Below are 12,308 nucleotides of genomic sequence, written 5' to 3'. Positions count from 1 at the left end.
CAACAGCAACAGCAACAGCAACAGCAACAGCAACAGCAACAGCAACAGCAACAGCAACAGCAACAGCAACAGCAACAGCAACAAAAGTCTCAAAACGAAGGGAAAGAAGCGCAAGGACAACAGTCACAAAATCAGCAAGATTCTGAAAATAAAAAAGAAAAACAAAAAACGGAACAACATCAACCGCAACGAGATGACAAGCAAGTGAAGGATCAAGGTGAACCAATACAGGCTAAAGCGCATCCCGAAAAAATGCATCAGGATGATCCTGAGTTCCGTCGACTAGAAGCAGTAGAAAGTGCTCGCGACCCAAGCTTTTTGATCCGTGCGCAAATGCAACTTCAAGCGCAACAAAAACAACCTCCACAACAATCTCAAAAGGAGTGGTAAGCCTGTGATGAACAAAGGCGTAAAACTGGTCTTTATTTTTGTGGCCAGCCTAATATCCAGTTTCTCGGTGATGGCACAGACACTTCAAGCTAGTGTGAATAAAACACAAGTAGCCAAGAATGAAGTGATTAACCTCAGAATCATTTCAGATACTGAGCTCAGCTCAGACTCAATCGACTTCAGTGTTCTAGAGAAAGACTTCTTCTTGGGTCAACCTCGTTATGGCCGCTCTAGCAATAACATTAACGGAAGAAAATCAGTGCGTACCGAGTGGAGTATCTCAATTGCACCAATGAAAGAAGGTGTTCTGACTATTCCAAGTTTTTCCGCTGATGGTATGAGAACGGAGCCGATCAAACTGCGTGTCAACGCGAGCCAAACAGACCCCAATCTTGATGATCTATTTAGCTTCAATATTACGGTCGACAACAGTACGCTCTACCCTCAGCAATCTGCAACATTACGTATACAACTTCTAATTAAAGCGGACACTCGACGCCTAGATAACCCGCAAATAGTACCTCCGCAGATTAAAGGCATGAAGCTTGAGGCACTGGGTGGCTTACAACAAAGACAGAAGATCTTAAATGGGTTAGAAGTAGCGATCATAGAGCAGTCGTTTCGCTTAACGGCCAATCAACCAGGCACTTATACCTTGATAGGTCCTAAACTGACCGGTTCTTATATTTATGGCGACAGCTTGACGGGCTCAACCAAAATAATGCCTATCAACACCAAAGCGGAACGCATGCCAATCACGGTCAAACCGATTCCGAGCGAATTTAAAGGTGAATGGCTTCCTGCTTCAGCGTTAGAAATGACACAGAGCTGGCAAGACGATCAAGGTAATCTACTGTCGACTAACGCGATCAACACAGTAAAACAAGGCTCTTCACTCACTCGAACCATTCAAGTTAAGGCTCGCGGTACACAAGCCGAATATCTGCCACGAGTCAATATTAGTTACCCGAGTTCACTGCGCGTGTATCCCGAACAACCTAAGTTCGATAGCGCGAGAGATGGCACCGTTACCATGACGGTGAAGCAAGTCATTATTCCTACAGAGGCCGGGAAATATACCTTACCAGGATACGACTTGAACTGGTGGGACAGTCAAAATGATGAAGCGAAGAAAACAACGTTACCAGAGCTAACATTAGACGTAGAGAAAAATGACACTGGGCTAATCACGTTGCCGGAATCGCCTCTTTCAGCGCCTTTAGTGTCAGCCCCTAGTCCTGAATCAAGCGGCGATGTAAACAGTCTCTGGCGAATATTAACCTTTGTTTTCTTAGGGCTTTGGATAATGACATTGGGAATCGCTATTTGGGCATGGAAAAAGCGGTCAATAACAGCGAGTGGAACGGTTTCAAATACTGAACAACCACTTTGCATCGACGCGCTAAAAAAAGTCATCGAAGAGGGCGATGCTGCGAAAATTGAACGCTCTGTAAATGAGTATTTAACCACTCATCAAGACAGGCTAAACCCTGGCGACGTACAAGCAATTAAGCAAGAGCTTAATGCCATGAATCAAGCGTATTTTAGTGCTAACCAACAACCTTGGAACCCTGATTCGCTGCTAGCGAAAATTCAAAACCTTGGCAAAGCAAACGTAACAAAAACCGACCACCAGCTCGAAAAGCTATAAATAACTAGATAACAATGGCAGCTCTCATGAGCTGCCCATTCTCTTATCCGGCCAAATTTGCTTTAGCGGTTTTATCTAGAGCACCAACCGCCGCCCCCTTCCCTATCAAGTTGCTCTTATGAACATCACTCACTCAACAAACACTTGGGGCTCGTATTCGTATCGCCTTACACAATTTCGCCCATGATTCTTCGCTTGATAGAGTGCCTTATCCGACAACTGATATAAATGGTCGAAATTAAAGTCTTTGCCTTTCGCTTTATAACAGGAGTAACCGACTGAAACGGTGAGTAACTCCCCTTCTGGGTTATGTCGATGCTTTATCCCTTCGCCCTCGATGCACTGACGAATGCACTCTGCTCTCAGTCGAACCTCCTCTTGCTCAGAACCAATCATGAGCAATGCAAACTCCTCACCTCCGATACGGCAAAAAACTTCATCTTCACCTTTGGTATGATGATCCAAGATATAGCCAATTCGCATCAATGCGATATCGCCTTCGAGATGACCATAGTGATTATTGAATAAGCCAAAATGGTCAATATCAATCAGGATCAGGCCAAACGACATGTCGTCTTCACACTCTAGGGCACAATATTTTTGCATCACATGTTCTAACATGCGGCGATTACCAAGACGCGTCAAAGGATCGAGCTTAGAAAGTACCTCAAGCTGTCGATTGGCTTCCTCCAACTCTTTTGTTCGGTTCTGAACCTCCAGCTCTAAGTTTTCGTTTAATTCGCGAATCGCCTCTTGAGCTTGAGTACGTTGCAATACTTCAGCTAAGCTGGACGCGAACATACGAATCACTTCACGTAACTGAGAAGTTAACGGCGCACGTGTCAGCAAATTATCAACAGCGATAAAGGCGATAGGACCACTGCTATTTGAAGTCAATACCGTCATCGCAGCCCAACCAAAGCCAACAATATTACAGTCATGATAAATAGGCACTGATTCTTCAAATGCGACTTCGTTTGGCATTGAGCGAGCCAGATTTATAAGAGAGAAATCTTGGGTTTCGCCAAAGAAGTAAGATTCATCCACCACGTTCCCTTGAATATCGGTACCCCACGTTCCTTGCATGTAAGAGCAATTTTCATCAGTTAAAAACACCGCCATTCGATCAATACCAAGATTTTTAATGGCGAAAGTGACGGCCGATTTGCATACTCCACTGACAGTAGTGCAACGTGATAACTCAACCATGCTTGAATGCAACATGCGTACGTTTTGTTCTTGGCGCTTACGAATGTAAATTTGAGAGAAAAGTGAACCAAACGAGTCCAACATCTGTTTTTGATATGCCGTTATCGGCTTACGATGAATAAAGTTATCTAGCGCGAACCACCCAAACGGTTCATTGCCATCGCGTAAAATCAACATCGCATTCCAGCCCTGCCCGATGACCTTGCCTGCTGTGTATATTGGCGCGTCTTCTACAATCACTAAGTTGCTCTCAAGGCTAGATAACGCGGTGATATACTCCTCGCTAAGTTGATGTAAATCGTATTGTGTGTGAAATTCATCAATCGTAATTCCTGACTCATCCGTGCCGTATGTACCACTGAAGCTGCGCTTTTTCATATCGAGAAGCATCAGTGTAGAGCGATCAAACCCAAGTCGTTCACGTAACGCTTCGACGGCTTTGTAGTACAAGTCCTTTAAAGAATCAGGATTAGAGATTTCGAGTGCAACTTGCTGAACTAACTTCATATTTTCGATAAATCGCTCGCGTTGGCTAATCTCATCAACATATTGCGCTTCACGAATATCTCTGTGCCTGATCTCTTTCGAGGCATTTTTTTCGGCACGAATACATTGCCAACGCGCCGCTGCAAGCTGCATTGCGTCGTAACTTTCTTCATAGATATTATGTGCCGTGCGAGCATGAACAGATTGAATCAGTAGGTAGGTACGTTTTATAGGCGTGTTGTCGAGCATCATGATGTAACTATCACCACCTAAATCTCGAGTGTGATTCCAGTTACATGTGTTGATCGCCAGAGGTATGATGCTTTCAGAGGTGTCAAACTGACTTGCCCACTCCCAGAATGTCTCAGGATAGTTTTGGGTTGGGTAAAGCTCTCCGCGAGAGAAGCTCATCGAATGACGAGGGTTAATTGAAGGATCTTCAAAAATAGCGAGGGCTTGAGGGGAGAACAGACTCTCTAAATGATCAAAGATTGCCTCCGCTAGCAACCGATGGTCCCTCGTTGAAGACACTTTTCTTGTAAAACTTCTTAAACTCACCCTACCAACCTAATCTACTTTTTTATCCTCGATAAAAAACTACTTAGGCCATGATATGCAATCAATACGTTCAAATTTGAGCTGTTAAGTCATTCGCAAAATTATCAGACTTAGTGTTACATTCGAGAGCTCTTCAGCACTTTTAAAGCCATGTTTCACATAAGTTACATGCTTTATAAACTGGGGAGGAAAGTTGTGCTTATTTACAAGATTTTTTGTGTTGGTAGGCGTTATAAGCCTACGACTTAAAAAGAAAAAGGCCCCTCATTAAGAGGGGCAAAGTTACCATCGCTTATAGTTATTTAGTTATGCTTGTAAATACGGTGGATTAACCGAAATCACCATTTACGTAGCCTTGAGTACGGTCGTCTTGAGGGTTGCTAAAGATCACTTGCGTATCGTTGTGCTCAACCAGTTCACCCATTAGGAAAAACGCAGTGCGGTCAGAGATACGACGCGCCTGTTGCATTGAGTGAGTCACGATAACGATGGTGTAGTTCTTCTTTAGCTCTTCCATCAGTTCTTCGATTTTGTGTGTCGCAATTGGGTCAAGTGCCGACGTTGGCTCATCCATCAGAATCACATCCGGCTCCATCGCGATTGTACGTGCAATACATAAACGTTGCTGCTGACCACCAGATAGACCGAATGCGTGTGATTTAAGGCGATCTTTCACCTCATCCCAAAGTGCAGCACCGCGCAGCGAACGCTCTACCACTTCATCAATTGTCTTTTTGTCTTTGATACCTTGAGCACGTAAGCCGTAAGCCACGTTCTCGTAAATGCTCATCGGGAATGGGTTTGGCTTTTGGAATACCATACCGACTTTGATGCGAAGGTCAGCAACATCAATGTTGCCGTAAATATCTTCGCCGTCCATCGCCAATTTACCTGTAATTTTCACGCCTTCGATTAGATCATTCATTCGGTTCAAACAACGTAGAAGCGTTGATTTTCCGCAACCTGACGGGCCGATAAGTGCAGTTACTTGGCGAACTGGAATTGGTAAGTTGATCGATTTCAGTGCTTGGTTGTCACCGTAGAATAGGTCTAGGTTTTCAATATCAAATTTGTTCATTGTCTTAATCTCTTAATTCTTGAATTCGTGTCTTTTAACGTGCGTTCTTAATTAGTGTTGTTAGTAAGTTGCGGTGTTAAAACGTCTAGCAATCAGTTTCGTTACCATGTTGATCAAGAGAACAACTACGATAAGCACTGTTGCCGTACCGTAAGCCTGATTCCATTCTTCAACGGTAAACAGTTCGGTAGTCAGTTTGTATAGGTGAACGGTTAGCGTACGACCTGAATCCAATAAAGAATCCGGAATACGTGCAACCATACCTGCTGTCAGGAATACTGGAGCAGACTCACCAATGACACGACCAATACTTAGAATGACCGAGGTTAAGATACCTGGCATTGCGCTCGGAAGAATCAAACGCCAGATAGTGTAAATCTTAGAAGCACCGAGGCCATAAGAGCCTTCACGGTAAGTTTGTGGCACTGCCATCAGCGCTTCTTCCGTTGTACGGATGATCACTGGCAGGATTAGGATACTTAGCGTCAATGCACCCGACAGAATCGAGAAGCCAAGGCCAAGAATCGCCACGAAGAAAGTCATACCAAACAAGCCGAAAATGATCGACGGGATACCCGCCAATGACTCGGTACAGAATCGGATGATTTTCACCAAACGACTGCCCACTTTCGCGTATTCGGTCAAGTAGATTGCCGTCATGATACCGAGTGGCGCTGCCACTGCGATAGAAGCGATAACCATGTAAATGGTCGCCACAATCATTGGGAAGATACCATGCTCTTCACCTGTACGCGTATAGTTATCAGTAATGAAGTTCCAATCTACGTGTTGTAGACCGTTTGATAGGATGTACCAGATAATCCAGAACAAAAAACCTACCGTTAGTGCTGCCGAGATCCAGACAAATGCGTTAAAGACATTATCTTTGAACTGGCGTGCTTTTTTCAGTTTTGCGCGATCCATAATAGTCACCTTTAACGAGCGATTACTTCGCTTTTTCTCGGTTTAGGTACAGTAGTACAGCGTTCAACGACATGATGAAGACCAGAAGTACTACACCTGTAGCGTAAAGTGCGTTCGCGTGAACACCACTTGCGTAAGACATTTCAATAGCGATGTTTGCAGTTAGTGTACGAGCCGAATCCAAGATGCCTTCTGGCATTGCCGGCGCGTTACCCATAACCATGATAATCGCCATGGTCTCACCTAATGCACGACCGATACCCAGAATCACACCTGTCATGATGCCTGAGCGAGCCGCTGGAACGAGCAATTTAAAGATGGTGTAGATTTTCGATGCGCCCAGTGCCAAAGAACCTTCTTTATAAGTACGAGGGACAGCGCGGATAGACGTTTCAGATACCGTAATTACTGTTGGTAGAATCATCACACCAAGAACAATAATACCGGCCAAGATAGTGTTACCTGCAGGTACATCAAATACCTTCTGAATCAATGGAACGATAATAACCAGACCGAAGAAACCGTAGACCACTGAAGGAATACCGGCTAGCAGCTCAACCGCTGGACGGATAATGTCTGCTAATCGCTTTGGTGCGATTTCAGCGATAAAAATGGCGGTCAGAACACCAATTGGAACCCCAACAATGACAGCACCAGCCGTCGATACGATAGATGCCACAATCATGGTGGCGACACCGTAAAGCGCAGGTGGTAACCAGTTTTGTCCTAAGACAATGCCCGATACGCCTGCTTCTTGGAATGCCGGAATACTCTCTCGAACGATGAAGTATGCAATAACGGCCAATGAAACAATGCCGATTACGGCACTCGTTAGGAACAAGCCGTGGAAGATGCGCTCTTTCCAGTCTACACGACGCTTCTCGCGTAGGCCTGACTTGCTGATAGCTCTAGCGTCAGTATTCATAAGCTTTTCACTATTTGTTGCGATGGTCATTTAAAAATCTCACGGTTCTGGGCAATGCCGTTGAACACAATGGATAGAAAAGGCTCAGCCCGAAACGTTGGGCTGAGCAAACTTTAGAGTCCCGATGGGATTAGTTAACTGAGATGTAACCTTTTTGGTCAACTAGCGCTTGCGCTTCGTCAGTTAGCATCCAGTCTAGGAATTTTTGCGTTTCTGTTGATGGCTTGCCTTCTTTGTAAAGAACAAGGAATGGACGCGCTACTTTGTAAGAACCGTTTTTAACGTTAGCTACCGTTGCATCAACGCCGTCGATTGCTAGCGCATTAACAGTGTTGTCTACAGTACCAAGAGAAATGTAGCCGATTGCGTATGGGTTAGATGCAACCATTGTTTTCAGTGCGCCGTTACCGTTTGCAACTTGAGCACGTTGAGAGATAGCTGATACCTTCTTACCAGAAATCTTCATTTTTAGAGACATGATGTCTTCAAATGCGCCACGAGTACCAGAAGCTGTGTCACGAGTAATGGCTACGATTGGCTTGTCTGCACCACCAACTTCTTTCCAGTTTGATACTTCGCCTTTGTAGATTGCAGTCACTTGCTCGGCTGTTAGACCTGGCAGTTTGTTTTGTGGGTTAACAACCACTGCGATACCATCACGAGCAACCACTTCTTCGATTAGTGTTGATTCTTTTTCAGAGTCTTTTAGATTACGAGAAGACATACCAAGGTCTGCTGAACCATTTTTCGCTGCTTTTACACCAGCTGAAGAACCAGGACCTTGAACTTCGATAAATACGTTAGGGTTCTTCTTCATGTACGTTTCAGAGAAAACTTCCATCAGTGGAGTTACGCTGCTAGAACCCACTGCAGAGATAGTTTCTTTAGCAGAAACAGGAGTCACTGCCATTGCGCCTAGAAGTGCGATTGCACCGATTACTGTCTTTTTCATCACAATTTCCTTAAGTGGCTTTATTGCCGTTGTGTTTCACTTGAACGGTGCTCACTTTAGAATTTGAATATGACAGTTGTGTTTCACTTAGTTGAACCCTCTATGACACGTTGTCATTTCTAACTATTAATTCCGCGACTTATCCCTCTCTCAATTTGAACGTAACGTTTTTATAACGTTGCCTCATGTTCAAGATGATAACCCCATCGATTTTGGTACATTTCATAACAATTAGATATGAGTAACTCATTGATTTGGCAAATATAACAATTAAAATCGAAATGCTTATTTATAAAAAAGATAATAATCAAACCGATAGAGGGTCAATCTCATGCGTCAATTTCTTAGTACGCTTTCTATTAAACTTCAGGTTTTTCTGCCTGTTCTATTCACAGTTATATTACTCATCATTGGACTGAGTGTCGGAATCGGTAAACTCGATCAAGCATTCAATAAGGTTTCGGCTTCCACCCATAAGCTAATCATTCACAAAGAGGAACTTAGCGGCATCGTAGACAACACTTACGCCATGCGCATCAAAGCCATTTATAGTCTATTTAGAGCCGAAGATGTTCAGTCTCTCAACCAAGAGCTTTCTGAGCGACAAAACAAAAACCGCGATTTTCTTAACTCCATCGACCATCTCCCTGGCGTTCAAAATGAAGTCAATGCTATGCGTAAGGCCATGAATCACTATGTTGATTTCACTCGCGTTACCATGACACCTCTGCTCACCACTAAACACTCTTCTGATTACACCACCTCTGATTTCAATCAAAAGTACGAATATGCAATGGCTGAGTATCGATTAGCTGGCGAAGCGATGATCAACGCCATCGACAAACTATCTAAACAATTGAATCAAATCGTCACCGATGAAGTCGAAACGAATGGCGAACAACATTCAACCACGCTAACTTACAGCGCCGTCTCGCTTGCGGTGATCTTGAGTGCCGCTTCACTTATTAGTTGGGTACTCGCCAGCTACATCGTTGCGCCGATTCGTAACCTTCAAGTAACGATGCAGGAAGTCGCGAAGGGAAACCTACTAGTTAAGGCCGAAGCCATCGGGAAAAACGAAGTGTCTCAGCTGGCTCGAGATGTAAACCAGACCATAGAAAAACTGCGTGAAACTGTAAGCGCATTGGTTCGCATTAGTGAAGATGTGGCATCAGCATCAACCGAGTTAGCAACTGTTATGACTCAAAGCAGCGTCAACTCGGATCAAGAAAAGCAAGAAGTTGAGCAAGTAGCCTCGGCGATCAATCAGCTAGAGTCGACCGCAGCTGAAGTATCGACCAATGCACAAGAAGCCGATAGTGCATCAAATCAAGCACGTACGTTAACCTCACAAAGTATAAGCATGTTTGGGGAAAGCACTCGCGCAAGTGAAAAGATGGCGGAACAACTTAACGAAGCCGCTGCCGTCGTAACTTCGCTAAAAGATCAATCAGAACACATTGGTCGCGTGATCGAAGTGATTGAAGGTATTTCTGAGCAAACGAATCTACTTGCACTGAATGCAGCGATTGAAGCTGCACGAGCGGGCGAAAGTGGCAGAGGCTTTGCGGTAGTGGCCGATGAAGTACGTATGCTGGCAGCGCGAACTCAGGAGTCCACCAAAGAGATCCAAACCATTATAGAAGAGCTACAGCAACAATCTGGTCACGCAAATGAAAGTATGCATTTCAGCTTAGCGATGTTGTCAGACAACCAAGCTCTGACACAAGAAGTTAGCCAATCACTTGCTAATATCAGTAATGCTATCGCCGATCTGAACTCAATCAACACTCAAGTTGCGACCGCATCAGAAGAGCAGAAGCAGGTCACGGCTGATATCAACAACAACTTAACGAACATCTATGAACTAGTGAGCCAGAACGTCACTGGTATCACTCAATCAGCCGCGGCAGCGCAAGAGTTGTCTGGTTTAGCAGAAAACCAAAAACATCAGCTTAAGCAGTTCCAAGTTTAAATTCTCTGCTCAACACGATAAGTTCCAAAGGTTAGAAAAGAAAAAGCTCCGCACTGGCGGAGCTTATTTTAAAGGCAAAGCTATCAACCCTTATTAACGTAATAATTATTATTCATCTGTCACTAACAAGAGAGAACTTTTGAAACTTGAGTTTAACGGATCTCTATTGAAAACCTCACCATTAGTCGTATCAAAAGTTGCAACATGCTTACCGTCGCCATTAGGTGTGTTGCTCCAGACATAACGCCCTAGAACATCATCTCCATCTGTCAGACTATAGCCGCTAGCAAACCCTGTACTATTTATGGCTGGGCTGTGGCAAGCTCGCTCAGTTAGAGATACTAGCTCTTTGATATTTGCTAGTCGCCAATTTTTTTTGTCAGCAAAATTGTGAAGAGGATGGTTGCCGTCCTTATTACGAATTTGTTTGGCTGTGGAGAGAGCGAGTTGCCATGACATTGTAGATCGCGTCCCCTGGCATTCTTGGTTTCCTACATTCCATGTCATACCAACTGGACAGCGCATCCATGTTAGACCTGTTTTCAGGTCAGTTACGGTACCGCTCTCAGAATATGTATAACGCGTGTTAGGTGCCGTTTTAGCAAAGTCAGTAGAACACTCTTGTGCAGCTATTGCAGTTTGAGAAGCCAAAGTAAGAGATAGTACAGTTATTAATTTCTTCATCTTATTGCCCCTTAACTGCGACTAGACGGATTGGGAATTGGTAAGAATCATCGGCACCCGCACTTGTGTTGCTTGATCGAATCTCGACGTATGAAATAGTGCCTCTATCTTTGCCCCGGGAGACAATCGCAGGGAAATAAATCTCGCCATCAATAAGTTGTGATGATGCATTCGTAAACTTAAAGTCGCTATGCCAAAACGCACCATATCCTAAATAAGGGCTACCTATGGTTTGCTGTGGAAAGTATTTAACATTAAAACCATAGACGTTGTATTTTGCATATTCATCGTTCGGAGCAAACAGTGTTTGTTCACCAAAGTCTAGTAAGTCATAAGTCTCACGGTAAGTAGGCAAGCGCCAACCAGTGATTCCACATAACGATTGTTTGTTTATGTACTCAACATATTGGCTAGTGGTACAAACTTCATCACCAGCGTCTTTACAACCTGCAAGCTCTACATCTTTGCTAAATGGCTTAAATGCTTCAGACTCAAACGCAAACAGGCGATCTTTAAATTGAACCGAGCTCGCATCCGCACTCTTATTTTCCCAAACAAGACCAGTACGTTCGTCCATAGTACAAGCCCACTCAGTCGCATCTGCAGCTAAAGCTGCACCTTGTGAATCTAGCTTAACGAACTTAAAGCCAGCGCCTGTCGACGTTTGCTTGTCCTCTTTGTCGAAGCCGTATTCCGCATCTTGACCAGGGTAAGACGCTTGAACCTCTGCTACGTCTGCTGCTCCTTCAGCAAAATAAAGAACGGCGCCCGTATCGTTACTACCAACCGTTTGTTCAGCAACCGCTACAATTTCTTCAGCAAATGCACTTACTTCCGCTTCAGACAGAAGATCAGAGGCCAATGATTTACCCTGGAAGCTAAGGCTTTGAGCAAGCAGCGCTACGCCTTGGGTCATTTGTTGTGGCTGCATCGCAGCTAATAGCACAACCGTGTTTTGCTCTAGCTTGTCTAGCTCGCTAGCTTCTGCGTTAGACATCACCGTACCAGAAAGAGAAACGCCGGCATCGGCGAGTTGCGCTTTCACAATCTCTTCAGCTTGAGCAACGGTTTTACCGTCAATTACAAGACCCGCGAGCAACGTTGTTACACCATTGACCGTGTTACCCGTTGCTAAATTTTGACCCGGAGCCGCAAGACGCAACGTTTGGTTTGAACCTTGATCAACTTGAGCAAGAATGGTGCTGGTTAGTACGTTTTTGTCGCTTGAAGTCAGGCTAAATTTACCGGCATTATCCGTTTTAGCACTCGGTTCAGTGGAATCACAAACGTAGTTTTGGTTTAAATCGATACATACTGGCGTATCAAGAAGTGTACCTGCAGAAACGATGGTGCCAGCTACATCATAGGTCGGTGCCGACGTGTCACCACCAGAACCTCCGCCACAGCCAGCAAGGGCTAGTGACATAGCAACGAAAGAATATTGAAACTTCATAGATTTTATCTTCTTTTGATTTT

The 12,308-nt window shown here is 44.4% G+C and carries 9 protein-coding genes and 1 pseudogene; 3 read left to right on the top strand and 7 right to left on the bottom strand.

Going from position 1 to position 12,308, the window contains the following annotated elements; translation table 11 throughout:
• Window positions 1-390: pseudogene (locus R7O12_RS19675) on the top strand (hypothetical protein); the annotation flags it as partial.
• Window positions 391-394: 4 nt separating this feature from the next.
• Complete coding sequence (locus tag R7O12_RS19670) at window positions 395-2,041, top strand: BatD family protein (RefSeq protein WP_049872669.1); 1,647 nt, start codon at window positions 395-397, stop codon at window positions 2,039-2,041.
• 129 nt (window positions 2,042-2,170) lie between these two features.
• Here the strand turns inward: R7O12_RS19670 and R7O12_RS19665 are convergent, their stop codons facing one another.
• The 5 genes from R7O12_RS19665 to R7O12_RS19645 form a co-directional block, all read right to left on the bottom strand.
• A complete protein-coding gene (locus R7O12_RS19665; RefSeq protein WP_025768552.1) occupies window positions 2,171-4,294 on the bottom strand; it encodes a GGDEF domain-containing protein in 2,124 nt (707 codons plus the stop codon).
• Window positions 4,295-4,622: 328 nt separating this feature from the next.
• Complete coding sequence (pstB, locus tag R7O12_RS19660) at window positions 4,623-5,372, bottom strand: phosphate ABC transporter ATP-binding protein PstB (RefSeq protein WP_005375156.1); 750 nt, start codon at window positions 5,370-5,372, stop codon at window positions 4,623-4,625.
• 60 nt (window positions 5,373-5,432) lie between these two features.
• On the bottom strand, window positions 5,433-6,296 hold the full coding sequence (pstA, locus tag R7O12_RS19655) for a phosphate ABC transporter permease PstA (protein WP_005383923.1): 864 nt from the start codon (window positions 6,294-6,296) through the stop codon (window positions 5,433-5,435).
• 22 nt (window positions 6,297-6,318) lie between these two features.
• The gene (pstC, locus tag R7O12_RS19650) at window positions 6,319-7,251 is read right to left on the bottom strand and encodes a phosphate ABC transporter permease subunit PstC (protein ID WP_005375154.1); all 933 of its coding nucleotides are present in this window, start codon (window positions 7,249-7,251) and stop codon (window positions 6,319-6,321) included.
• Between the two features lie 100 nt (window positions 7,252-7,351).
• Window positions 7,352-8,173, bottom strand: a complete 822-nt coding sequence (locus tag R7O12_RS19645; protein ID WP_005375153.1) for a phosphate ABC transporter substrate-binding protein — start codon at window positions 8,171-8,173, stop codon at window positions 7,352-7,354.
• A gap of 331 nt (window positions 8,174-8,504) precedes the next feature.
• Between R7O12_RS19645 and R7O12_RS19640 the strand changes: the two genes are divergently transcribed.
• Window positions 8,505-10,148, top strand: coding sequence for a methyl-accepting chemotaxis protein (locus R7O12_RS19640; protein WP_318126291.1), 1,644 nt, complete (start codon window positions 8,505-8,507; stop codon window positions 10,146-10,148).
• Between the two features lie 108 nt (window positions 10,149-10,256).
• On the opposite strand, the gene R7O12_RS19635 is transcribed toward R7O12_RS19640, so the two are convergent.
• Window positions 10,257-10,832: a DUF1566 domain-containing protein gene (locus R7O12_RS19635; protein WP_017635423.1), complete on the bottom strand. Its 576-nt coding sequence runs from the start codon at window positions 10,830-10,832 to the stop codon at window positions 10,257-10,259.
• Between the two features lies 1 nt (window position 10,833).
• Window positions 10,834-12,285: a DUF1566 domain-containing protein gene (locus R7O12_RS19630; protein WP_047104502.1), complete on the bottom strand. Its 1,452-nt coding sequence runs from the start codon at window positions 12,283-12,285 to the stop codon at window positions 10,834-10,836.
• Window positions 12,286-12,308 lie beyond the last annotated feature (23 nt).

Source organism: Vibrio sp. Vb1574, from assembly GCF_033338675.1.
This window is presented reverse-complemented; position numbering and strand designations above follow the sequence as displayed.

Coding starts and splice junctions, on each gene's coding strand:
- pstB (WP_005375156.1), bottom strand. CDS start 5,372: ATGAACAAATTTGATATTGAAAACCTAGACCTATTCTACGGTGACAAC.
- pstA (WP_005383923.1), bottom strand. CDS start 6,296: ATGGATCGCGCAAAACTGAAAAAAGCACGCCAGTTCAAAGATAATGTC.
- pstC (WP_005375154.1), bottom strand. CDS start 7,251: ATGACCATCGCAACAAATAGTGAAAAGCTTATGAATACTGACGCTAGA.
- R7O12_RS19645 (WP_005375153.1), bottom strand. CDS start 8,173: ATGAAAAAGACAGTAATCGGTGCAATCGCACTTCTAGGCGCAATGGCA.
- R7O12_RS19640 (WP_318126291.1), top strand. CDS start 8,505: ATGCGTCAATTTCTTAGTACGCTTTCTATTAAACTTCAGGTTTTTCTG.
- R7O12_RS19635 (WP_017635423.1), bottom strand. CDS start 10,832: ATGAAGAAATTAATAACTGTACTATCTCTTACTTTGGCTTCTCAAACT.
- R7O12_RS19630 (WP_047104502.1), bottom strand. CDS start 12,285: ATGAAGTTTCAATATTCTTTCGTTGCTATGTCACTAGCCCTTGCTGGC.